Annotated in this window: 26 protein-coding genes and 1 other RNA gene; 8 read left to right on the forward strand and 19 right to left on the reverse strand. The window is 71.9% G+C overall.

Annotation, left to right across the window (positions count from 1 at the left end):
* The 13 genes from WD341_RS08055 to WD341_RS08115 form a co-directional block, all read right to left on the reverse strand.
* Positions 1–796 (reverse strand): ATP-dependent metallopeptidase FtsH/Yme1/Tma family protein (locus WD341_RS08055; RefSeq protein ID WP_368424927.1); only part of this gene is annotated, 796 nt, incomplete at its 3' end.
* 93 nt (positions 797–889) lie between these two features.
* Positions 890–2,203 (reverse strand): tRNA lysidine(34) synthetase TilS, encoded by a 1,314-nt coding sequence (gene tilS / locus WD341_RS08060; protein WP_368424928.1) that lies wholly within the window; start codon positions 2,201–2,203, stop codon positions 890–892.
* Positions 2,204–2,268: 65 nt separating this feature from the next.
* A complete protein-coding gene (gene ybgF, locus WD341_RS08065; protein WP_368424929.1) occupies positions 2,269–3,213 on the reverse strand; it encodes a tol-pal system protein YbgF in 945 nt (314 codons plus the stop codon).
* A gap of 160 nt (positions 3,214–3,373) precedes the next feature.
* Positions 3,374–3,859, reverse strand: a complete 486-nt coding sequence (gene pal, locus WD341_RS08070) for a peptidoglycan-associated lipoprotein Pal (protein WP_368424930.1) — start codon at positions 3,857–3,859, stop codon at positions 3,374–3,376.
* A 157-nt stretch (positions 3,860–4,016) separates the two neighbouring features.
* Entirely contained in the window at positions 4,017–5,408 is a 1,392-nt protein-coding gene (gene tolB / locus WD341_RS08075) for a Tol-Pal system beta propeller repeat protein TolB (protein WP_368424931.1), read from the reverse strand.
* A gap of 2 nt (positions 5,409–5,410) precedes the next feature.
* Complete coding sequence (locus WD341_RS08080; protein WP_368424932.1) at positions 5,411–6,643, reverse strand: hypothetical protein; 1,233 nt, start codon at positions 6,641–6,643, stop codon at positions 5,411–5,413.
* A 22-nt stretch (positions 6,644–6,665) separates the two neighbouring features.
* Positions 6,666–7,163, reverse strand: coding sequence for a protein TolR (gene tolR / locus WD341_RS08085; protein WP_368424933.1), 498 nt, complete (start codon positions 7,161–7,163; stop codon positions 6,666–6,668).
* Between the two features lie 3 nt (positions 7,164–7,166).
* Complete coding sequence (gene tolQ, locus WD341_RS08090; RefSeq protein ID WP_368424934.1) at positions 7,167–7,895, reverse strand: protein TolQ; 729 nt, start codon at positions 7,893–7,895, stop codon at positions 7,167–7,169.
* A complete protein-coding gene (gene ybgC, locus WD341_RS08095; RefSeq protein ID WP_368424935.1) occupies positions 7,896–8,396 on the reverse strand; it encodes a tol-pal system-associated acyl-CoA thioesterase in 501 nt (166 codons plus the stop codon).
* Positions 8,393–9,466: a Holliday junction branch migration DNA helicase RuvB gene (gene ruvB / locus WD341_RS08100; RefSeq protein ID WP_368424936.1), complete on the reverse strand. Its 1,074-nt coding sequence runs from the start codon at positions 9,464–9,466 to the stop codon at positions 8,393–8,395. The genes ybgC and ruvB overlap by 4 nt, the downstream gene beginning before the upstream one ends.
* Positions 9,463–10,092, reverse strand: coding sequence for a Holliday junction branch migration protein RuvA (gene ruvA, locus WD341_RS08105; protein WP_368424937.1), 630 nt, complete (start codon positions 10,090–10,092; stop codon positions 9,463–9,465). The genes ruvB and ruvA overlap by 4 nt, the downstream gene beginning before the upstream one ends.
* The gene (ruvC, locus tag WD341_RS08110; RefSeq protein WP_368424938.1) at positions 10,089–10,616 is read right to left on the reverse strand and encodes a crossover junction endodeoxyribonuclease RuvC; all 528 of its coding nucleotides are present in this window, start codon (positions 10,614–10,616) and stop codon (positions 10,089–10,091) included. The genes ruvA and ruvC overlap by 4 nt, the downstream gene beginning before the upstream one ends.
* A 62-nt stretch (positions 10,617–10,678) precedes the next feature.
* Positions 10,679–11,428, reverse strand: coding sequence for a YebC/PmpR family DNA-binding transcriptional regulator (locus WD341_RS08115; RefSeq protein ID WP_368424939.1), 750 nt, complete (start codon positions 11,426–11,428; stop codon positions 10,679–10,681).
* Between the two features lie 273 nt (positions 11,429–11,701).
* Here WD341_RS08115 and WD341_RS08120 point away from each other — a divergent pair, with 273 nt between their 5' ends.
* Positions 11,702–11,989: a hypothetical protein gene (locus WD341_RS08120; RefSeq protein ID WP_368424940.1), complete on the forward strand. Its 288-nt coding sequence runs from the start codon at positions 11,702–11,704 to the stop codon at positions 11,987–11,989.
* 46 nt (positions 11,990–12,035) lie between these two features.
* Here the strand turns inward: WD341_RS08120 and WD341_RS08125 are convergent, their stop codons facing one another.
* The 5 genes from WD341_RS08125 to WD341_RS08145 all read right to left on the reverse strand — a co-directional run bounded on the left by WD341_RS08125 (position 12,036) and on the right by WD341_RS08145 (position 14,214).
* A complete protein-coding gene (locus tag WD341_RS08125) occupies positions 12,036–12,863 on the reverse strand; it encodes a TIGR00282 family metallophosphoesterase (RefSeq protein WP_368424941.1) in 828 nt (275 codons plus the stop codon).
* Between the two features lie 18 nt (positions 12,864–12,881).
* Positions 12,882–13,484, reverse strand: a complete 603-nt coding sequence (locus tag WD341_RS08130; RefSeq protein ID WP_368424942.1) for a 5-formyltetrahydrofolate cyclo-ligase — start codon at positions 13,482–13,484, stop codon at positions 12,882–12,884.
* Positions 13,485–13,486: 2 nt separating this feature from the next.
* A non-coding RNA gene (gene ssrS / locus WD341_RS08135) (6S RNA) lies at positions 13,487–13,646 on the reverse strand.
* Positions 13,647–13,674: 28 nt separating this feature from the next.
* A complete protein-coding gene (locus tag WD341_RS08140; RefSeq protein ID WP_368424943.1) occupies positions 13,675–13,995 on the reverse strand; it encodes a cell division protein ZapA in 321 nt (106 codons plus the stop codon).
* Between the two features lie 3 nt (positions 13,996–13,998).
* On the reverse strand, positions 13,999–14,214 hold the full coding sequence (locus WD341_RS08145) for a hypothetical protein (RefSeq protein WP_368424944.1): 216 nt from the start codon (positions 14,212–14,214) through the stop codon (positions 13,999–14,001).
* Positions 14,215–14,539: 325 nt separating this feature from the next.
* Here WD341_RS08145 and tkt point away from each other — a divergent pair, with 325 nt between their 5' ends.
* The 5 genes from tkt (at position 14,540) to WD341_RS08170 (ending at position 19,950) form a co-directional block, all read left to right on the forward strand.
* Positions 14,540–16,555: a transketolase gene (gene tkt, locus WD341_RS08150; protein ID WP_368424972.1), complete on the forward strand. Its 2,016-nt coding sequence runs from the start codon at positions 14,540–14,542 to the stop codon at positions 16,553–16,555.
* A 101-nt stretch (positions 16,556–16,656) separates the two neighbouring features.
* A complete protein-coding gene (gene gap, locus WD341_RS08155) occupies positions 16,657–17,667 on the forward strand; it encodes a type I glyceraldehyde-3-phosphate dehydrogenase (protein WP_368424945.1) in 1,011 nt (336 codons plus the stop codon).
* Between the two features lie 112 nt (positions 17,668–17,779).
* On the forward strand, positions 17,780–18,259 hold the full coding sequence (locus WD341_RS08160; RefSeq protein WP_368424946.1) for a hypothetical protein: 480 nt from the start codon (positions 17,780–17,782) through the stop codon (positions 18,257–18,259).
* 118 nt (positions 18,260–18,377) lie between these two features.
* Positions 18,378–19,298: a class I fructose-bisphosphate aldolase gene (locus tag WD341_RS08165; protein ID WP_368424947.1), complete on the forward strand. Its 921-nt coding sequence runs from the start codon at positions 18,378–18,380 to the stop codon at positions 19,296–19,298.
* 7 nt (positions 19,299–19,305) lie between these two features.
* A complete protein-coding gene (locus WD341_RS08170; RefSeq protein WP_368424948.1) occupies positions 19,306–19,950 on the forward strand; it encodes a thiamine phosphate synthase in 645 nt (214 codons plus the stop codon).
* A 24-nt stretch (positions 19,951–19,974) separates the two neighbouring features.
* On the opposite strand, the gene WD341_RS08175 is transcribed toward WD341_RS08170, so the two are convergent.
* Positions 19,975–20,295 (reverse strand): NIPSNAP family protein, encoded by a 321-nt coding sequence (locus WD341_RS08175; RefSeq protein ID WP_368424949.1) that lies wholly within the window; start codon positions 20,293–20,295, stop codon positions 19,975–19,977.
* A 340-nt stretch (positions 20,296–20,635) separates the two neighbouring features.
* Here WD341_RS08175 and efp point away from each other — a divergent pair, with 340 nt between their 5' ends.
* Both efp and WD341_RS08185 read left to right on the forward strand, forming a co-directional pair.
* Positions 20,636–21,202 (forward strand): elongation factor P, encoded by a 567-nt coding sequence (gene efp, locus WD341_RS08180; RefSeq protein WP_368424973.1) that lies wholly within the window; start codon positions 20,636–20,638, stop codon positions 21,200–21,202.
* Between the two features lie 60 nt (positions 21,203–21,262).
* The gene (locus WD341_RS08185; RefSeq protein ID WP_368424950.1) at positions 21,263–22,087 is read left to right on the forward strand and encodes an inositol monophosphatase; all 825 of its coding nucleotides are present in this window, start codon (positions 21,263–21,265) and stop codon (positions 22,085–22,087) included.
* The last annotated feature ends 443 nt before the right edge of the window (positions 22,088–22,530 follow it).

Raw genomic sequence — 22,530 nt, forward strand, 5'->3', positions numbered from 1 at the left:
GGCCGGCGCCGCGATGGCGGCCGACCGCGTCGATCTCGTCGATGAAGATGATGCAGGGGGCGTGCTTCTTGCCCTGCTCGAACATGTCGCGCACGCGGCTGGCGCCGACGCCGACGAACATCTCGACAAAGTCCGAGCCGGAAATCGTGAAGAAGGGCACGTTGGCCTCGCCGGCGATGGCGCGGGCCAGCAGCGTCTTGCCGGTGCCCGGCGGGCCGACCAGCAGCATGCCCTTGGGAATCTTGCCGCCGAGGCGCTGGAACTTCTGGGGGTCGCGCAGGAAGTCGACGACCTCCTCCAGCTCCTGCTTGGCCTCGTCGATGCCGGCGACGTCGTCGAAGGTGACGCGGCCGGTCTTCTCGGTCAGCAGGCGCGCCTTGGACTTGCCGAAGCCCATGGCCTTGCCGCCGCCCGACTGCATCTGGCGCATGAAGAAGATCCAGACGCCGATCAGCAGCAGCAGCGGGAACCAGGAGATCAGGATCGAGAGCAGCGGGTTCAGGCTCTCTTCCGGTGCCGCGTTGATCTTGGTGCCGGACTCGCGCAGCCGGTCGATCAGCGAGGGATCCTCGGGCTTGTAGGTCTGGAAGGCGCTGCCGTTGCGCAGCCGTCCGCTGATCGTGTTGCCCTGGATCGTGACCTCGGAGACATCGCCCTGCTCGACCGAGTCGATGAACTGCGAATAGGCCATCTGGCTCTGTGCCTGACGCGAGCCGCCGTCCTGGAACAGATTGAACAGGGCAACCAGAAGCAGAATGATGATGATCCACAGAGCGGCGTTGCGCGAGAAGTTCAAGGTGGCGTTTCCTTCGCTCGGTCGTCCGGGGGGCCGAACATCTGGTCCGGGATCGTGTCTTCGCCGGCTCGGGACCAGGTTATCCTGCTCCCTTTAACGAAATACTGTAAAGCTCGCGGCGGTCAGGGCACGCCGCGGCGCAAACTGCGCGGCCGGAGCCTGGTCGACCATCTCACTCCATGTAGCGGAGAAGTGGGGCAGCGCGACGCGGCCGTCAAGATCGCGTGACGTCGGCAGGTAGGTCGGAAGGCTGTCGCGGGCCGCCGCTGGGACCGTCGCGAGCGGATCTCCCGAAGCCTGCGGCGCCAGCAGGGCGCGCCGCTGGGCCGGCCCGAGCGCCGCGACGGGAGCCGGGTCGGCGGACCCACCGGCCGCGCCGGCCAGGCGGAAGCGGCCGTCCCACAGCAGGCCGGGTCGCGCCGGCTTCGCCGGGGGCTCCGTCCGTGGGCCGATCGCCGCGGGCTCGCGCACGACCAGCAGGCGCTCGCCCCGGCGCGGCAGAATCCGGCAGCCGGCCAGGGTGGTGCCGCGGAAGCCTTCGTCCCGCAGCGCCGCCAGCAGGCGGGCGAGCTTCGGACCGCGCGGCGCATGGCGGCGACCGGCGAGACAGCGCAGCAGGGCAGCCAGCGCGCCCTGCGCCAGCGGGGGCGGTGCCCCGAGCAGGGGGCCGCGGGCGAGCCAGGCGAAGCCGCGCGGGTCAAGACGGCAGCTCTCGGCGAGCAGCGCGGCCTCGGCGGTCTCACTCCAGGCACGCAGCCGGCCGAAGACCTCCGCCAGGCCGGCGCAGGCGCTGGGCGATAGGCCGGTCGCAGCGAGCGACGCGCGGGCCGCGCGCAAGCGGGCGCGGGCGAAGGCGGGGTCGGTATTGCTGGGGTCTTCGAGCCAGGGCTGGCCGGCGCCGCGCAGCAGCGCCTCGAGCGCGCGGCGCGGCTGGCCGAGCAGCGGCCTCAGGATCCGCAGGTCGTCGAGGAAGGCCATCGCCGGCATGGCCGACAGGCCTGCCGGTCCACTGCCGGCTGCCAAGCGCAGCAGGAAGGTCTCGCCCTGGTCCTCGAGCTGGTGGGCCAGCAGCAGGTGCAGGACGCCGGCCTCGCGGCAGGCAGCGGCGAGCAGGCGGTAGCGGGTGTCGCGGGCCGCGGCCTGCAGGCCGCCGGCCGGCCGGGCCTCCGGTGCGGCGGCGCTCAGCACGCGGTGGGCGATACCGCGCGCGGCGCAGCAGCGGCCGACCCAGGCGGCTTCCCCGGCCGCTTCCGCGCGCAGGCCGTGGTCGACGGTGAGCGCCAGGAGGCTGCCGCCCCGGGCGCGGGTCCAGTCGTCGAGCAGCAGCAGCAGGGCCAGGCTGTCGGCGCCGCCGGAGACGCCGACCGCCAGCCGCGGCGCCGGCTCGAAGGGCGCGAAGCGCGCCATCAGGGTCGCAAAGCCGGCGGCGTCCGGCGGAGCGGCCCGGCCGGCGGTCTCGCCTTGGGCGGCGCTCAGCAGCCGAGGCGTCCGCGCTCGCGCTCGGCGCGCTGGCGGATCGTCGCGGCCGCATCCGGGTAGCGCGCCAGCAGCGCCTGGTAGGTCTTGCAGGCGTCGTCCCGCTCGCCGACGTTCGACAGCGCCATGCCGAGCTTCAGGAGGTTGTCCGGTGCCTTGCTGCTGTCCGGGTACTCCTGGAAGCCTTCGGCGAAGACCACGGCCGCGGCGTTGTAGTCGCCACGGACGTAATGGGTTTCGCCCAGCCAGTACTTGGCGTTGCCGGCCAGGGCGTCGTCCGGGTGCGCCTCGAGGAAGGCGCGCAGCGCCGCCTCGGCGCGCGGGTAGTCGGCCTGACGCAGCAGCCCGAAGGCATAGTCGTAGTCGTCCTTGGCAGAGGTTCCCGGCAGCTGGACCGCCGGCAGCGCGGCCTGCTGGCCGGGCGCGCGGTCGACCGGCACGCTGCCGGCGGAATCCTCCGGCAGGGTGCCGAGGACGCGCGTGCCGCCCTCCTCCTGACCCTGCATCAGCGGCGCCGCGCCCTCGCCCGAGGGCCGGGCGTTCTCGAGGGCGCCGACCCGGGTGTCGAGCTGCGCCTCGAGGGTCGCGACGCGGCTGCTGGTCTGCTCGATGCGGTGGGAGAGCTCCTCGAGGCGGCCGGTCAGGCGGCGCAGCTCGGTCTCCAGGTCGTTGAGCTTGAACAGTAGGGTCCCGGCCTCGCCTTCGGGGATCCGAAGGTCGCCGCTGGGCTGGCCGACGGCGACCTGACGCTGCAGCACCTGGACCTCGCGCTGCAGCCGCTCGACCTGCTGGCCGAGCGCCCGCACGTCGTTGCTCTGGGCCACCGCGGGCGCCGAGGGCGCTAGCAGCATGCCGAGGGCGAGCGCCGCGACGAGCGGGAGGCCGCCGCGGCGCACCACAGGGCGGTGAAGCTGCTTGCCGGTCTGCCTTGCGCTGGTCATCGGACGGTCACCCCGCAATCCTCTCGAAGGTTCGTGTCGGACATGTGGTGCGGCCCGGCCGCCTCTCAAGGCGGCAGCAGAAGGGCCGACTCTCAAACGGCAGGGGCCCGGGCCCGCCTGTCGCGGACCCGGGCCCCTGTCTGGCTGGCTGCCGGCCGGTTCAGCGGACGACGAAGACGCCGCGCCGGTTCTGGGCCCAGGCGTACTCGGTCGAGCCGAGCACTTCCGGACGCTCCTTGCCGTAGGAGATCGTGCTCAGGCGGCTGCCGTTGATGCCGCGCGCCACGAGATATTCGCGAACCGCATTGGCGCGGCGCTCGCCGAGCGCCAGGTTGTATTCCCGGGTGCCGCGCTCGTCGGCGTGGCCCTCGATGGTGAGGGCGACGCTCGGGTTGCCCTGCAGCCAGTTGGCGAGGCTGTCGACGGTGCCGCGCTGGTCGGCGCGGACGTCGCTGCGGTCGAAGTCGAAGAAGATGCGATCGCCGACTTCGACGAGCAGCTCTTCCTGCGAGCCGGCAGCGGGCCCGCTCATGGGGCTCGCTGTCGTGGTCTGGGTCGTACCCGTGGTCGCGCCCGTATCCTCCTGCGATGACTCGCAGGCGGTGAGCAGGAGCGCCGAGGCGGCAACGATGGACAACAGTTTCATGGACATTGTGGATCCCCTTTGCCGCAGAGTGGTCTGTCGATCGTCTGACGGCCTTGATGCAAGGTTGATGAAGGTTTCTCGCCCGCCGCCAGTGACGAACCCCGGACACAACCCCTCGCTGCGGCTGCGAAGCGGTCCGGACTATATTAGCGCAACCCTATGGGATCAAGGGGGACCACGCGGGATCGGAAGCATCCAGCGGGGTCTGTACCCGTCGCTCGTTGAAACCGGTCAGGTCGATCGTGTAGAGCTTGCTGGAGACTTGGCCGCTGCTGTCCGCAGGGTCCTGGCGGAAGAAGGAGAGGACGCGGCCGTTCGGGGCCCAGGTCGGGCTCTCGACGAGGAAGCCGCTGGCCAGCATGCGCTCGCCCGAGCCGTCGGGGTCCATGACGCCGATGTAGAAGGTACCCTGGTGCATCCGCGTGAAGGCGATCAGGTCGCCGCGCGGCGACCAGACCGGCGTGGCGTAGCGGCCCTCGCCGAAGGAGATACGCTGTACGTTGCTGCCGTCGGCGTTCATAACGTACAGCTGCTGGGAACCGCCGCGGTCCGAGTTGAAGACGATCTGGCTGCCGTCGGGAGCGAAGGAGGCGGAGGTGTCGATCGCCGGATTGTCGGTCAGCCGCTCGACCGTCCTGGTCCGCAGGTCCATCGTGTAGACATCCGAGTTGCCGCCCCGGGCCATCGAGAAGATCACCCGGTTGCCGTCCGGCGAGAAGCGCGGCGCGAAGGTCATGCCCGGGAAGTCGCCAAGGATCTCCTGCTGCCCCGTGTTCAGGTTGAACAGATAGACCCGCGGCGAATCGTTGACGTAGGCGAGGTAGGTGATCTCCTGGGAGGTCGGGCTGAAGCGCGGCGTCAGCACCAGGTTGCTGCCGTCGGTCAGGAACTGATGGTTGGCGCCGTCCTGGTCCATGATCGCCAGGCGCTTGACCCGCCGGTTCTGGGCGCCGCTCTCGGCGATGTAGACGATCCGCGTGTCGAAGTAGCCTTCCTCGCCGGTCAGCCGCTCGTAGATCGCATCGGAGATGATGTGCGCGATGCGCCGCCAGTTCGAAGGCGTGGTCATGTAGGCGAGGCCGGTCATCTGCTGCTCGGCGAGCACGTCCCACAGGCGGAACTCGACCCGCATCCGGCCGTCGCTTTGAAGGTCCACGGAGCCGCTGACCAGGGCGTCGGCGCCGATCGCCCGCCAGTCGCCGTAGCGCGGCCCGTTCTGCAGCTCGCCGCTGGTCTGCAGGAAGGCGGCCTTGTCGATCGTGCGGAACAGCCCCGAGCTGGCGAGGTCGTTGGCGATCACCGCGGCGATGTCGACGCCGGTCTGGGCGAGCTCCGGGCGCGTCGGCTCGAAGTCGGTGATGGCAAGGGGCATCGGGTCGACGAAGCCGCGGGTGATGTCGACGTTCAGCTGGGCGCGCGCGCTGCCCGGCAGGGCGGCGAGCAGACCCGCGACCAAGAGGAGAAGCGCCGCCACGGCGACCGGCAGGCGCTTCGGCGCGCCGGCAGCGGACCGGAGGGTTTCGGGCGATCGATGGGCTGCGTAGGGCATGCTCAGAACATCTCCCGGGGGTCGAAGTTGAGAATCAGGTCCTGCCACAGGTCGTAGTCCTCCTGGGGCAGCTTGAACGGCTGGCATTCGAGGATCGCGCGCCGCGCGCTCTCGGCCGCCGCGCGGTAGTAGGCGTTGTCCGACATCTGCCCGATGTTCTGAAACTCGGGCGGCGAGACCAGTGTTCCATCGGGTCGCAGGCGCACCCTGACCGAGACGCGCAGGCGCTCGGCGCTGCGCGCGCCCGGGTCGATCCGCCAGCAGCGCTGCATCTGGCCGCGGATCATCTGGCCGAGCGCGGCGGCCTTGCGGGTCAGGTCGACGGACTGCGTGACCTCGGCGTTGCTGCGCGCCGCCTGCTGCGGCTCGGTCACGCTGGGCTTCAGGTTCCGGTCGACGTTGCGCAGGACCCCGGCCAGCAGGTCGTCGACCGGCTCCTCGGGCCGGTCTTGCGCGCGCACCGCCGAGGGCGGCGGCGTCGCCTCGGCGGGCTCGGCTTGAGGTTGCGGCTCGGGCTCGGGCATGTCTCGCGGACGCGGCGGGCTCGGCAGCGGCAGGACGCCGGTCGTCACCGCTTCCTCCTCGGCCGGCTCGGCGGCCTCGGCCTCGGGCTCGGGCACCGGCCGGACGCTGTCCGGCGGGGTCGGTTCGGCGGCTTCCAGCGGTTGCGGCTCGGGCATCGGCTGCGGATCCGGCGTCGGCTGCGGCTCGGGGGCGACGGCGGAGATCTGCGGCGCCGCCTCGAGGGCGCGCGGCGGCTCGGGCTCCGCGACCGCACTCGGCTGCGGCAGCGCCGGCTCGGCTGGCGCCGGCTCGCTCGTTGCCGCCGGCGGTTCCGGGACGGCCTCGGACGCGGCCGCCGGCTGCACCGCGGGCTCGGGCGTCGGCACCTCGGTGGGCTGCGGGGGCGTGGGCGCCACCGCGGGCGCCGGCTGCGCGGTGGAGGGCTGCGGGCGCGCCACCTCGTCGACCTCCTCGACCGGCTTGCTCTCCTCGGCGGACTCGACCGGCCCGATCTGGTCGGCCGGCAGGGAGGCGAGCTCCGAGATCTCGTCGAGGTTGACGATATCTACCGAGACCGTGAGCTCCGGCGGGTCCGCGCGGAACAGCTGCGGCAGGCCGACCGCCACGAACAGCGCGATGCCGACGTGGAGGGCGCCGGAGGCGGCCATGCCGGTCCACATCTTCCGCGTCGAGGAGATGGGTCTGAGGTCGATGCTGGTGACCAGGCTCATGGCGGCGGTCCGAAAGGGGCGGCTACTGCGCCGCCGGCGGCTGGGTCGGCTGCGGCGGCTGCAGGGATTGCTGGTTGGGATCCGGCATCTGGGTGATCAGGGCGACGCGGGAGAAGCCGGCGACGTTGACCATCCCCATGATCTGCATGATCGTGCCGTACTGCAAACGGTGGTCGCCGCGCACGTAGATGCGCGTGTCGGGCTTGTTGCCGGTGATGGCACGCAACTTGGGCACCAGCGTGTCGAGGTCGACCTGGGCGTCCTCGATGAAGATGCTGCCGTCGGCGCGGACCGAGACGACCAGCGGCTCGATCGGATCGGGAATCACCGGCGCCCGGGCCTGGGGCAGGTCGACCTGGACGCCGACCGTGAGCAGCGGCGCCGTCACCATGAAGACGATCAGCAGCACCAGCATGACGTCGACGAAGGGCGTCACGTTGATGTCGCTCATCGGCTGCCAGCGGCGGCGCCGGGCGCCCCAGCCGCGCTCGCCGCGGCGGTGCATGATCGGTCCGGACATGGTCTAGCGCGCCTCCTCGATCTGGCGCGACAGGATCGCGGTGAACTCGCCGGCGAAGGCCTCCAGGCGCTGGCCGTAGCGGCCGAGATCGTTGTTCAGCTTGTTGAAGCCGAGCGTCGCCGGGATCGCCGCGACCAGGCCGAGCGCGGTCGCGAACAGCGCCTCGGCGATGCCCGGGGCAACGACGGCGAGCGAGGTGTTGGCGCTGGCGGCGATCGAGGTGAAGGCGTTCATGATGCCCCAGACCGTGCCGAACAGCCCGATGAAGGGCGCCGAGGAGCCGACCGAGGCCAGGAAGATCATGTGGCGCTCGAGGCGGTCCATCTCGCGGCCGATGGAGATGCCCATGACCCGCTCGATGCGTTCCTTGAGGGCATGGCCGCCGTCGTCCCCGACCTGGCCGCCGCGCCGGGTGAAGCGGCGCCACTCGCGCATGGCCGAGGCGAAGACGGCGGAGAAGGGGTCCTTCGGCTCGTCGCCGATGCGGTCGTAGAGCTGGTCCAGCGAGCCGCCCGACCAGAAGGTCTCCTCGAAGCGGTCGGCGTCGCGCTTGAGGCGGCGCAGTCGGATCAGCTTGTCGAAGATGATCGCCCAGCTCCAGAACGAGGCGGCCAGCAACAGCAGCATCACGATCTTGACAACGATGTCGGCCTGCAGAAACAGACCCCAGACCGATAGGCTGTGCTGGGCCACGTCGGCGATCGCTGCCGCGTCGACGGTCGCATTCTCCATTCAGGACTCCCCCGTTTCTTGCTGGGCGAAGGGCTCCAAGGCGTCACGGACCGCCGCCGGCAGCCGACTCGGCCGCCCGGAGGAGAGCGCAACGCAGGCCACTTTCACCATAATCGTGACCAATGTTTGACGGCCGCGGACGATCCGCTGCTCGAGATCTACGCTCGCCGCGCCGAGCCGCACCAGCCGCGAGCGGACCTCCAGGCGGTCGTCCAGGCGCGCCGGACAGCGGTAGTCCAGGCTGGCCCGCCGCACGGCGAAGGCGAGGCCCGCGTCCTCGTACAGCGGCCGCTGGTCGATCCCGGCCAGACGCAGGAACTCGCTGCGCGCGCGCTCCGCGAACCGCAGGTAGTTGGCGTGGTAGACGATGCCCGCCGCGTCGGTGTCCTCGTAATAGACGCGCAGTGGCAACCAGTGTTCCGCGCCCTCGAAGCGTCCGCTGCCGGGCAGGTCCAGCGCCTCGGTCATCGCCGCCTCGGTCATCGCCTCGGGGGAGCTCACGACGGCACCTCGTCGTCCGCCGTATCGGACAGCAGGTCGAACTGCTCGGCGAGATGGCGCGGCGTCTCGAGGCCGAGGTAGCCGAAGCCGCCCTGGGTCAGCATCCGACCGCGCGGCGTGCGCTGCAGCAGGCCCTGCTGCAGCAGATAGGGCTCGATGACCTCCTCGATGACGTCGCGCTGCTCGGACAGGGCCGCGGCCAGGGTCTCGGCGCCGACCGGCCCGCCGCCGTAGTTCTGCGCCAGGCAGGTCAGGTAGCGCCGGTCCATGGCGTCGAGCCCCTTGGCGTCGACCTCGAGCCGGCGCAGGGCGGCGTCGGCCGTGACGGCGTCGACCGTGCCGCTGCCGGCGACGGCGGCGAAGTCGCGGACCCGGCGCAGCAGCCGGCCGGCCACGCGCGGCGTGCCGCGGCTGCGCCGGGCGATCTCCATGGCGCCTTCGCTGGTCAGGTCGAAGCCGAGCACCCGGGCGCCGCGCGAGACGATCCGCTCGAGCTCGGCCGGGGTGTAGAACTCCAGGCGCAGCGGGATGCCGAAGCGCTCGCGCAGGGGCCGCGTGATCAGGCCGCTGCGGGTCGTCGCGCCGACCAGCGTGAAGGGCGGCAGGTCGATGCGCACGGAGCGCGCCGCCGGGCCCTCGCCGATCACGAGGTCGAGCTGGAAGTCCTCCATCGCCGGATAGAGGATCTCCTCGACGGCCGGCGAGAGGCGGTGGATCTCGTCGATGAACAGGACGTCGCGCGGCTGCAGGTTGGTCAGGATCGCCGCCAGGTCGCCGGCGCGCGCGATCACCGGACCCGAGGTCGCGCGGAAGCCGACGGCCAGCTCGCGGGCGACGATCTGCGCCAGGGTCGTCTTGCCGAGGCCGGGCGGGCCGAAGAACAGCACGTGATCGAGCGGCTCGCCGCGGCCGCGCGCCGCCTCGACGAAGACGCGCAGGTTGGCGCGCAGGCGCTCCTGGCCGACGAAGTTCTCCAGGCTCTGCGGCCGCAGCTCCGCGTCCGCGTCGGCCTCGGCGGTCTGCCCGGAGACGAGGCGGGTCTCGTCGGCGTCGCCGGCGGCCCCCGTCATGTCGCGAGCTCCTGCAGGCTGGCCTTGATCAGGCTCTCGAGGGGCGCCTCGCCGCCCAGCGCGCGCGCGGCCTGGGCGACCGCGGCGAAGGCCTCGCCGCGCCTGTAGCCGAGCGCCTCCAGCGCCGAGACGGCGTCCTCGGCGGCGGCCGCGGCCGCGGCGTTGGGCGCGCTCGGCGCCGTGCCCCCGGCGCCGCGCCCCGGCAGCTCGGCCGAGAGCACGATGCGCCCTGCCTTGTCCTTGAGCTCGGAGCAGATGCGTGCCGCCAGCTTCGGGCCAACGCCGTTGGCGCGGCTGACCGCCGCCTTGTCCTGGGCCGCGATCGCCTGGGCGAGCTGCAGCGGCGAGAGCACGGACAGGATCGCCAGGGCGCTGCGCGAGCCGACGCCCTGAACCGTCGAGAGCAAGCGGAACCAGTCGCGCTCGGCGGCCTCCAGGAAGCCATAGAGGTGAATGTAGTCCTCGCGGACCTGGGTCTCGATCAGCAGGCTGGCGGCTTCGCCGCGCGGCGGCAGCTGGGCGAGCGTGCGGCCGGAGGCGAAGACCAGGTAGCCGACGCCGCCGACGTCGAGCAGGGCGTGCTCCTCGCCGACGCTGTCGATTCGGCCGCTGAGCTTGCCGATCATGGCCGGCGCACCTGGATTGCGCCGGCGCGCTCGGCCGCCCCGGCCCAGTGCGCGCGCGTCGCGCTGTGATGGGCGTGGCAGATCGCGACGGCGAGGGCGTCGGCGGCGTCGGCCGAGGCGAAGCCCGAGCCGGGCAGCAGCACGGCGACCATGGCGGCGACCTGCTCCTTGGCGGCGTGGCCGGTCCCGACCACGGATTTCTTGACGATCATCGGCAGGTACTGGGTCACCGACAGGCCGACCAGGGCGGGCACCAGCAGGGCGATGCCGCGCGCCATGCCGAGCTTCATCGTCGAGGCGGGATTGCGGTTCGCCAGGGTCTCCTCGACCGCCGCGGCGTCCGGACGCTGGGCCGCGATGACTTCCTCCAGTCCGGCCTTGAGCGCGACGAGCCGCTCGGCCAGGCCGGCCTTGTCGTCGGTGCGCAGCACGCCGTGGGCGACGTGGGACAGCCGGTTGCCCCGGGCCTCGATGACGCCCCAGCCGGTGAGCCGCAGGCCCGGGTCGAGCCCGATCACGCGCATCGCCTCGTCTCCTGCCAGGACCCGCGCCACCGGAACCGAGAGCGGGCGGTCCTGCCCATGGCTCAGGCCGTCAGCCGTTCGATCACGTCGTCGGCGATATCGAAGTTCGCAGCGACCTGCTGCACGTCGTCGTTGTCGTCCAGTGTGTCGAGCAGCTTGAACAGGGTCCCTGCCTGCTCCTCGGCGACCGGCGTCGTGGTCAGCGGCTTCCAGGTCAGGCGCGCCTCGCGCGGATCGCCGTAGCGCTCGGTCAGGGCATCGCGCACGTCCGAGAAGTCGTCGGGCTCGCAGATCACCTCGTGGCTCTCCGGCGAGGACTGCACGTCGCTGGCGCCGGCCTCGGCCGCCGCCTCGAACATCGCCTCGGCGCCGGCGACCTCGGCCGGGTAGAGGATCTGGCCGATCCGCTCGAACATGAAGGAGACCGCGCCGGTCTCGCCCAGGCTGCCGCCGTGCTTGGAGAAGGCGGAGCGGACCTCGGAGGCGGTGCGGTTGCGGTTGTCGGTCAGCGCCTCGACGATGACCGCGACGCCGCCGGGGCCGTAGCCCTCGTAGCGCACCGCCTCGTAGTTGTCGGCACCCTCGCCGCCGGTCGCCTTCTTGATCGCCCGCTCGATGTTCTCCTTGGGCATGTTCGCCGCGCGTGCCGTCTGGATCGCGCCACGCAGCGCCGAGTTCATGGTCGGGTCGGGCAGGCCGGACTTCGCCGCCACGATGATCTCGCGGGTCAGCTTGGCGAACTGGCTGGCGCGCTTCTTGTCCTGCGCGCCCTTGCGGAACATGATGTTCTTGAACTGGCTATGGCCGGCCATGACCTTGTCACCCCAAAATCCGGAAGGGCGCGGCAGTTTTCATACCACATATTGGGGTACGGCGCGACGGGGTTCAGGCCACGCCCAGGCTGTTCGGCATCTGTCCCGGCATCGCGCGGCAGCCTTCTAGCAGGGAACCGCGGCGTTCCGGAAGCCCCGTCCAGGGGCCCTGCGCCGGCTTCCGCTCAAAACTCCGTTAACCGGGCCTTAACGGGCGTCCGGCGATGCTCGCCCGGTCGCGAACCCGCGCCCGCCAACCAAGGACCCTGGCCCATGGCCCTGCCTCGTGAACTCGTCGACGTCATGCAGCTGACCGGCAGCATGGCCGGACAGGATGCCGCAGACGGCGAGGGCTCGGCCGGCAGGCTGGCCGCAGCGGCGGCGCTGGTCGGCGACTTCGCGAGCGAGAGTGCGGCGACCGGCCTCGACCGCCTGTTGACGCTCTGCGAGGAGGGGGGCGAGCCGAGTGCCGCGGTCGAGTTGGCCGCCGAAACCTGCGATCGCGCCGCCCTGCTCGAGGCCGAGGTGCGCCGCTTCCTGGAGACCGCCCGCCAGCTCTGAGGCGGGCCGCCGCCGGGTTCAGGCCGCTGGGTTCAGGCCGCCGGGGTCAGGCCAGGGCTTCCACCTTCGGCATCTGCTGCTGCAGCCGGCCACCCAGGCGCAGCGGCTCGATCCGCGTCGCGAGGCCGCTGCGCGGGTCGGTCTCGACGAAAACCCCGCACAGTGTGCCCGGCCCCTGGGCCGCGGCCATCCGCTCGGTCGGCAGCTTGCGCGTGAAGCGCTGCACCGGCACGACCTTGTCCATGCCGATTACCGAATCGTAGTCGCCGCACATGCCGGCGTCGCTCTGGTAGGCGGTGCCGCCGGGCAGCACCTGGGCGTCGGCGGTCGGCACGTGGGTGTGGGTGCCGACGACCAGGGAGACGCGGCCATCGAGGAAGTGGCCCATGGCCATCTTCTCGCTGGTCGCCTCGGCATGCATGTCGACCAGGACGAAATCGCAGGTGGCGCCCAGGCGGTGGCGCGTCAGCTCGCGCTCGACGCAGGCGAAGGGGTCGTCGAGCGGATCCATGAACAGCCGGCCCATCAGGTTGACGACCAGCACCTTGCGGCCCTGGCCGGTCTGGAACAGCGCGGCGCCCCGGCCCGGCGTGCCGGCCGGGAAGTTGTGCGGGCGCAGCAGCCGAGGCTCGCGCTCGATGTAGGACAGCGCTTCCTTCTGGTCCCAGGAGTGGTTGCCGCCGGTCACCACGTCGACGCCGGCGGCGAAGAGCTCCTCGCAGATCTTCTCGGTGACGCCGAAGCCGCCGGCGGCGTTCTCCGCGTTGGCGACGACGAAGTCGAGCTTCAGCTCGCGGCGCAGCCCGGGCAGTCGCTCGACCAGGGCGTTGCGGCCGGAGCGGCCGACGATGTCGCCGCAGAACAGGAAACGCATGACCTCTCCTCAAACTCCCTAGGGTGCCGGGTCGAACCGCCGCGCGCCGGCCTCGGTGACGATCCAGTCCAGGCGTTCGTCGGTCGACTCGCGCGGCAACCTCTCGGCGCGCTGCGCGGCATAGCCCAAGCCGATCGCCAGGACCGGTCCGGCGGCGCGCAGCCGCGCCAGCGTACGGTCGTAGAAGCCGCCGCCGTAGCCCAGACGGTAGCCCGCCTCGTCGAAGGCGACCAGCGGCACCAGCAGCACCGAGGGCGTCGCCTCGCCGGCCTCGGCGGCAGGCACCTGCGTGCCGAAGCCCGCCGCCTGCAGCGCGGCACCCGGCGTCCAGGCCCGGAACGCGAGGGGCCGCCCCGCGCCGGTCACGACCGGCAGGCAGAGCCGGTGGCCGAGGCCGAGCAGGGCCGTCATCGCCGGGCGGGGATCCAGTTCGTCGCGCAGCGGCCAGTAGCCCGCCACGACGGCCGTCTCGGGCAGCGGCACGACGCCGAGGTGGCCGAAGACCCGCGTTCCGGCGTCGGGGGCGGCGGCGAAGGCCGCGGCACGGCGCGCCAGCATGGCGCTCCTGAGCCGCTTCTTCTCGGCGACCGTATCGGGACCGGTATCTGGAACAGAAGACATCGAGGGAAGCCGCGATGGCCGTTGGTCTATGTCATCCTCTGCGGCCTGTCAGAGACAGGTGGGCACCGTATTGCCTGGACCACGGCCCAGACAGGGACAGCTCCCGAGAGGTTCTTATTGGCCCCAGGGATCGACGTTACCTGACGCACCCCGCAGCCGGACCCTCGTCGGCTTGCGCCGAGCCCTCTAGTTAGGCTTGCGCCAGCGTGCGGGCAAGAGCGTCGATTCGCGCGGCGGCCTCCTCGAGCGATTCCGCGGCCTCGCCGTCGCTCTCGCCGTCGCCCTTGGGGGCGCCGCCGGCCAGCTTCTCCTTGGCGTCGAACAGTTCGTCGGCGACCAGCAGGGCGGCGATCACCAGCAGGCGGCCCTCGCCGACCTGCCCGACCGCCCCGGCGACCTCGCGCACCCGCCCGTCGAAGTAGGCGGCGACGCCGCGCAGGTGCTCCTCCTGGCCCTCGTTGCAGGTCACCTCGTAGCTTCGTCCGTTGATCCGCAGCGCGACCTGGCCCAAGCCTCAAGCCTCCTTCATGGCGCGCTCAAGCTGCGCGATGGTGCGGTCGAGCCGGTCCGCCGCCTCGTTCGCGAGCGCCTGCAGCCGCGCGTTCTCGGCGCGCGCCTGCGCCACCGCCACGCGCAGCTCCTCGGTGCCCGCGCCGCGGTCGGCCACGACCGCCTCGAGCCGGGCGAGGGCCGCCTCCAGTTTTTCGCTGCCGTCCCGCAAAGCCGACACCGGCGGACCGCCTTTCGCTCGAGAGCTCGGTTGTAATGAGCGAAGGTACGGGCGGCCCCGTCGCCGGTCAATCTTCGGGCGGTCCGGCGAACCGCCGAGGCGAGCCTTCCCGCTCGGGCCGGGCGCCGACATGGCCTGTTGACCCTGCCCGGGGCCGGCGGCATTGTGCGCGCCCGTACAGCGCCGATGGTCCAGCCGTCCCGCGACCGTCCCCCGAGCCGCCCAGGGGTCGCCCGGGGTGTCGTCCCCCGGGGGACAGCGGGCGCGCGCCACCAGTCGGCCCTCGCGGCCCGTCAATTCTCCGGAAAGTGCGAAGCCCGTGGATATCAAGGACGCCCAATCCCCTGCGGCCCCCCGGGGCGCCGAGGCCGTAGCCCACGGCGAGCTGGCCAACGCCATCCGCTTCCTCGCGATGGATGCCGTGGAGCAGGCCAAGTCGGGCCATCCGGGCATGCCGATGGGCATGGCCGACGTCGCGACGGTGCTGTTCCGTGACTTCCTGAGCTTCGACCCCTCGGCGCCGGACTGGGCCGACCGCGACCGCTTCGTGCTCTCGGCCGGCCACGGCTCGATGCTGCTCTACGCGCTGCTTCACCTGACCGGCTATCCGGCGATGACCCTGGAGGAGCTGAAGCGCTTCCGCCAGCTCGGCAGTCGGACCCCCGGCCATCCCGAGTTCGAGCGCGGCACCGGCATCGAGACCACGACCGGGCCGCTCGGGCAGGGTTTCGGCAACGCCGTCGGCATGGCGCTGGCCGAGCGGCTGCTCGCCGCCCGCTTCGGCGACGCCGCGGTCGACCACTGGACCTACGTCGTCGTCGGCGACGGCTGCCTGATGGAGGGCATCAGTCACGAGGCCGCCTCGCTGGCCGGGCATCTGCAGCTCGGCAAGCTGGTCGCGCTCTACGACGACAACGAGATCTCGATCGACGGCCCGACCTCGCTGGCGCTGTCCGACGACGCCCTGATGCGCTTTCAGGCCTACAACTGGCACACCCAGCGCGTCGACGGCCACGATCCCGCGGCGATCCGCGCCGCGATCGAGGCGGCGCGCGCCGACGAGCGGCCGTCGCTGATCGCCTGCCGGACCCGCATCGGCTTCGGCGCGCCGACCAAGGAAGGCTCCGCGGCCAGCCACGGCTCCCCACTCGGCGCCGAGGAGATCGCCGGCGCCCGCGAGAAGCTCGGCTGGCCTCATGGCGCCTTCGAGGTGCCGGCGCCGGTGCTGGAGGCCTGGCGCGCCATCGGCGCCCGCGGCGCCGAGCGGCACCAGGCCTGGACCGGCCGCATCGCGGCGCTGGCGACCGAGGAGCGCGCGGAGTTCGAGCGCCGCCTCTCGGGTGCGCCGCCGGCCGCTCTGGGCGAGGCCTTCCGCTCGCTCAAGGCCCAGATCGACGCCGAGCGCCCGACCCTGGCGACCCGCCAGTCCTCGCAGCGCACGATCGAGGCGATCGCCGGCCTGATGCCGGAGCTGCTCGGCGGCTCGGCCGACCTGACCGGCTCGAACAACACCAAGGCCAAGGCTCAGGAGCCGGTCGTGCCGCCGGGCTACGGCGGCAGCTACCTGCACTACGGCGTGCGCGAGCACGCCATGGCCGCGGCCATGAACGGCCTGGCCCTGCACGGCGGCTTCCGGCCCTACGGCGGCACCTTCCTGGTGTTCACCGACTACTGCCGGCCCTCGATCCGGCTGGCGGCCCTGATGAAGCAGCCGGTCGTCTACGTCATGACCCACGACTCCATCGGCCTCGGCGAGGACGGCCCGACGCACCAGCCGGTCGAGCACCTGGCGGCGCTGAGGGCGATCCCGAACCTGCGCGTCATGCGCCCAGCCGACACCATGGAGACGGCCGAGTGCTGGGAGCTGGCGCTGGAGCGCCGGGACGGCCCCTCGGTGCTGTCGCTGACCCGCCAGGCGGTAGCGACGGTGCGCGGCGGCGCCGGCGAGGAGAACTGGTGCCGCTACGGCGCCTACATCCTGACTCCGGCGCACGCGACCCGCCAGGTCACGCTGATCGCCAGCGGGTCGGAGGTGAGCGTCGCGCTGAAGGCCCAGGCCCTGCTGCGCGAGCTCGACATCGCCGCCAGCGTGATCTCCATGCCCTGCTGGGAGCTCTTCGCCGAGCAGCCGAGCAGCTATCGCGACGAGGTCCTCTACCCGGGCAGCCTGCAGGTCGCGATCGAGGCCGGCGTCGCCTTCGGCTGGGAGCGCTGGGTCGGGCAGGAGGGCGTCGTCGTCGGCATGAAGGGCTTCGGCGCCTCGGCGCCGGCCGGCGAGCTCTACGAGCATTTCGGGATCACTGCGGAGGCTGTCGTCAGCGCCGTGCGGACCCATCTGTAGGCCCAGGCGTTAGGCCCAGGCTTTAGGCCAAGCGTCAGCGCGGCAGCCGGCGGTTCGGCGAGCGCGCCCCCGAACAATCAGCTGGAGGAGGATCGACCCCCATGTCCGTCCGTGTCGGTATCAACGGTTTCGGCCGCATCGGCCGCCTGGTGTTGCGCGCCGCCTTCGAGTCGAAGCGCAGCGACATCGAGTTCGTCGCCGTCAACGACCTCGGCAAGCCGTCCGACAACGCGCACCTGCTGACCTACGACTCCGTCCACGGCCGCTATCCGGGCAAGGTCGATTCGACCGACGATTCGATCATCGTCGACGGCCACAGCATCAAGTCGCTCTCCGAGCGCGACCCGACCAAGCTGCCCTGGGGCGACCTCGGCGTCGACATCGTGCTGGAGTGCACCGGCATCTTCACCGACAAGGAGAAGGCGGGCCTGCACCTCAAGGGCGGCGCGCGGAAGGTGCTGGTCTCCGCGCCCTCCAGCGGCGCCGACCTGACCGTGGTCTACGGCGTCAACGACGACCAGCTGGCCGCCGAGCACAGCGTCGTCTCCAACGCCAGCTGCACGACCAACTGCCTGGCGCCGGTCGCCCACGTGCTGCACCAGGCGGTCGGCATCGAGCGCGGCTTCATGACCACGATCCACTCCTATACCGGCGACCAGCCCTCGGTCGACACGCTGCACAAGGACCTGCACAGGGCCCGGGCCGCGGCGGTCTCGATCATCCCGACCTCGACCGGTGCCGCGCGCGCCGTCGGCTTGGTGCTGCCGGATCTGAAGGGCAAGCTGGACGGCGTTGCGCTGCGTGTGCCGACGCCGAACGTCAGCCTCGTCGACCTCAAGTTCGACGCCGCGCGCGAGACCTCGGCCGAGGAGATCAACGCGGCGATCGAGAAGGCCGCCGGCGGCGGTCGCCTCGAGGGCATCCTGGAGGTCAACCGCGCGCCGCTGGTCTCGGTCGATTTCAATCACTCCTCGGCCAGCTCGGTCTTCGACTTGGCCGGCACCCACGTCGTGGGCGGGCGCCTGGTGCGGGTGATGAGCTGGTACGACAACGAGTGGGGCTTCTCCAACCGCATGAGCGACACCGCCGTCGCCTGGGGCAAGCTGCTCTAGCCCGGCGGCCGCCGCCACGACGGCGACCAGAGGACGACAAGACGGAGGCGGCGCCTGCAAGCGCCGCCTCCCGCCGTTTTGCCGCCGGGCCGCTTCGGCTAGTCTGGCGCCCATGACCGAGGAGGAGGGCGGGCTTCCCGGCCCGGCGATCATCGTGCATTGGCTCGAGCACGCCGAGGCCGCCCTGCAGGCTGCGGCTGCGCTGGGCCGGCCGGTGGTCCTGCTGTCGGCGCCGGGCGCCGCCTTCACGATCGGGCCACTGTACTTCCGCGAGATGGTCGCCCTGGCGCGCCGGCGCGTGCCGGACGCGGCGGGCCTGGCGCTGTTCGACTGCGGGCGGGCGGCGGGCCGCGTCCAGGAGGCGCTGCACTGCGGCCTCGAGGCCGTGGTTTACGGCGGGCCGCCGGAACAGGGCGACCGGCTGGCGGCGATCGCTGCGGCCAGGGGCGCCCGGCTGTTCCGGGAGAGACCGCCGGCCCTCGACCTGCTCGACCTCGATCGTCCGGGCGAGGCCGTCGCGGCCTGGCTCGCCGATGGACCTTCCGGCGATGGCCCCTCCGGCGATGGACCTTCCGGGGCCGCGCGGCGTTGACCCGGCGTTGAACTGACCGCGCGGCTCCGCTATGGAACGCCGCGTGGCTCCACCTGGGCGGCGCGCCGGCCGCCCCTGGAGCGCGACCGATCCCGAACTGGCGGCGACGAGGAAGACCATGCGCATCACCCAGCGCGTCAAGCGCATCCTTGCGAACTACGAGAGCGACTGTCCGGGCACCAAGGCCAATCTGGCGCGCATCCTGATGCACGGCCGGCTCGGCGGCACCGGCAAGATGGTCATCCTGCCGGTCGACCAGGGCTTCGAGCACGGCCCCGACCGCAGCTTCGCCCCGAACCCGCCGGCCTTCGACCCGCACTACCACTTCCAGCTGGCGATCGACGCCGGGCTCAACGCCTACGCGGCGCCGCTCGGCATGCTCGAAGCCGGCGCCGACTCCTTCGCCGGGGCGATCCCGACGATCCTCAAGCTGAATTCCTCGAACAGCCACGCCACGGCCAAGGACCAGGCGGTCTACGGCTCGGTCCAGGACGCGCTGCGCCTGGGCTGCGCGGCGATCGGCTTCACCATCTACCCCGGCGCCGACGACCAGTTCGAGATGATGGAGGAGTTCCGCGAGCTCTCCGAGGAGGCCAAGGCAGTCGGCCTCGCCGTCGTGCTCTGGTCCTATCCGCGCGGCGGCGAGCTGTCGAAGGCCGGCGAGACGGCGATCGACGTCACCGCCTACGCCGCCCACCTCTCGGCCCTGCTCGGCGCCCACATCATCAAGGTCAAGCCGCCGACCGACCACATCGAGCAGGACGAGGCGAAGAAGGCGATCGAGAAGGCCAAGGTCGACCTCTCGAGCATGGAGAAGCGTATCGCCCACGTCATGCAGGCGGCCTTCGCCGGCCGCCGCCTCGTGGTCTTCTCGGGCGGTGCCTCGGCCGGCACCGAGGGCCTGCTGAAGGACATCCGCGCGATCGCCGCCGGCGGCGCCAACGGCTCGATCATCGGCCGGAACTCCTTCCAGCGCTCCCGCGAGGACGCGCTCTCTCTGCTCGACACCATCGTCAAGATCTACCAGGGCAAGGCGTGACACGGCCTTGCGCTGTCGATTGATCCTCTCCTCGCCGGCCGGCCTGCTGCAGGCCGGCACCGGAGCCGACGGCGGGCTGGAGGCCTTCCAGACGCGCCTTCTCGGCGCGCTCGCCCGCGGTGACGTCGCCGCCTTCGTGCTGCGCGGGGGCGGGCCGGCCGAGGAGGCGGCCCTGCGGGCGGCGGTCGAGGCGCTCCGCGGGCCGGTGCAGGAGGCCGGCGTCGCCTTCCTGGTCGAGGGCCGCGCCGACCTCGCTGCCGAGCTCGGCTGCGACGGCGTCCAGGTACCGGCGGTGCGGGCCACCGTCGAGGCGGTGCGCCGGGCGCTCGGCGCCGACGCCATCGTCGGCACGGTCTCGGCGGCGGCTCCCGAAGGCCCGGAGGAGGATCCCGGCGAGGGCCTGCGCCACGCCGCCATGGAGGCCGCCGAGGCCGAGGCCGACTATGTCGCCTTCCCGGCCGGCGACCTGGAGACGCTCTCCTGGTGGGCCGAGATCATGGAGGTCCCCTGTGTCGCCTGGGACGCCGACCCGGCCGAGGCCGAGGCCCTGGTCGAGACCGGCGCCGAGTTCATCGCCCTGGCGCCGGCCATCTGGGAGGCCGCCGACCCGGCGGGGCTCGTCGCCCAGGTCCAGGCCGCGATCGACGCCTGAGGGCCGCCCCCCGGCGCCCGGGATTCAGTCGCCGGGGAAGAAGTCGGTCGGGGTCAGCAGGCTGTTGACCTGGCTGACCAGGTAGCCGGCCTCGGCGGATTTCTGCAGATAGGCCGACCAGGCCGGGTCGTCCTTCATCGCGGCGCGCCGGGTCGCCCGGTCGGCGGCGCTCTCGAAGCGCCAGACGTGGACGTAGCTGTTGACGTTCCCGGTCTCGGTCAGGGCGTAGACGACGGGGTCGCCCAGGTGCCTGCGCTGCACCGGCCAGCCGTGCTCGGCGTAGAGCTTGAGATGCCTGGCGAGGGTGCCGGGCCGGCAGGTGTAGGTGCGATGGTCGAGGATCATGCGGGGCTTGCTCCGTCTTGCTGGCCCGGGGGATTCGGCCTGCCCGCCAGGGCGGGCGGTCACTCGGCGGCGCCCGCCTCGGGCAGGGCCGCTGCCGCTTCTTACGCCCCGCGTCGCCGTCCGGCAGGGCGGCGGCCGGCCTCGACGCCTAGCATGTCGGCTGGTTGCCCGACAACCTGAGGTCCGGTCTGTGCCCCAGGTTCTTGCCGGAGCCGGCCTGCGCGGCTATAACGCGCGCGCCCTTTCCCGCGTATCAGCTGTTGCAGGTCCGGCCCGCGCGCCCCCATCTGACGTGCGTGCCGCCGCCCGCCCTGAGCCAACCTTGCGAGCCAGCACCGTCATGAAGATCAACGGCAACGCCATCCGCCCCGGCAACCTGATCGAGCACAACGGCCGCCTGTGGCGCGCGATCAAGATCCAGCACGTCAAGCCCGGCAAGGGCGGCGCCTTCCTGCAGGTCGAGCTGAAGGACGTGCGCGACGGCACCAAGCTGAACGAGCGCTTCCGCGCCGCCGATACCGTCGAGCGGGCGCGCATGGACGAGGTGCACTACCAGTTCCTCTTCACCGAGGGCGACCTGCTGACCTTCATGAACAACGAGACCTACGAGCAGATCAGCGTCGCCTCGGATCTGGTCGGGGAGCCGCTGCCCTTCCTGCGCGAGGGCATGACGGTGACGATGGAGATGTACGAGGAGGAGCCGATCTCGGTCTCGCTGCCGGAGACCGTGGTCGAGGAGATCGTCGAGGCCGAGCCGGTGGTTAAGGGGCAGACCGCCTCCAGCTCCTACAAGCCGGCGATCCTGGCGAACGGCGTGCGCGTCATGGTGCCGCCGCACGTCGAGTCCGGCACCCGCATCGTCGTCAACACCGCCGACGCCTCCTACGTCGAGCGCGCCCGGGATTAGGAAGGAGATCGAGGGGCCGGGCCTGCGCTTCGCCGCGCGCGCCGGGCTGCCGAGAGCGTCATGGCTGTCCGTTCCGCACTGATCAACGTCATGGTCCGCGCCGTCAACCAGGCGGCGCGCGGCCTCAAGCGCGACTTCGGCGAGGTCGAGAACCTGCAGGTCTCGAAGAAGGGTCCGGCCGACTTCGTCTCGGCCGCCGACATCAAGGCCGAGCAGGTGCTGCGCAAGGAGCTGTCGCGGGCCCGGCCCGACTACGGATTCCTGATGGAGGAGTCCGGCGGCACCGATCCGAAGCCCGGCTGCGACCGGCGCTGGATCGTCGATCCGCTCGACGGCACCACCAACTTCCTGCACGGCCTGCCGCATTTCGCCATCTCGGTCGGCCTCGCCGAGGGCGACGAGATCGTCGCCGGCGTCATCTACGATCCGATCAAGGACGAGCTGTTCTGGGCCGAAAAGGGTGGCGGCGCCTTTCTCAACGACCGGCGCCTGCGCGTCTCCTCGCGGCGTCAGCTGTCCGAGGGACTCTTCGCCACCGGCATCCCCTTCCTCGGCTCCAGCAAGGACGACGGGGTCTTCCTGCGCGAGCTGACGGCGGTCATGCAGTCTTCCTCCGGCGTCCGTCGCTGGGGCGTCGCCTCGCTCGACTTGGCCTACGTCGCGGCCGGCCGCTTCGACGGCTTCTGGGAGCAGGGGCTGTCGCCCTGGGATTTCGCCGCGGGCATTCTGCTTGTCCGCGAGGCGGGCGGCATCGTCACCGACATCGCCGGCGACCGGGTCGCGCTCGACGGCCATTCGGTGATCGCGGCGAACGACCACCTGCACCGCCTCCTCGCCAAGATGATCGCCGCCGCCCAGAAGGGCGGCGCCCCGGAGGCGGGTTAACCGACGCGTAACCAACGCCCCGGCATCCTCGCCGGGCAGGAGCGTCCTTGAAGCGGGATCGCAGCGCTTGCCCGCAAGCGGCAGCGCCGCCACAGTCGGGGGGCGCGGACCGGCCCGGGGCAAAGCGGTTGTCGCTCTCGGGCGATTCGGCCTAGTCTGTCGCCCGAGATCCGGGGGGCGCGAAACGGGGACGACGCGTGAAGAATCGGCCGAGGACCCAGCTCTTGAGCACCAGTCGCCAGATGACGGCCCGCTTGCGCGGTGGCTTCGGCCGGCGCGCGCTGAGCCTTGGCGTCGCGGCCGCGGCGTTGCTGGCGGTCCAGCTCCCGGCCGCGGCCCAGAACCTGGGGCCCGGCAGCGTCTACGTCGATCCCGGCGTGCTCAACCAGCTCGGCCCCGCTGGCCCCGCACCTTACGGCCAGGCGCCTTACGCCCAATCGCCC

Origin of the sequence: Tistlia sp. (genome assembly GCF_040905785.1) — a bacterium.
GTDB lineage: Bacteria > Pseudomonadota > Alphaproteobacteria > Kiloniellales > DSM-21159 > Tistlia.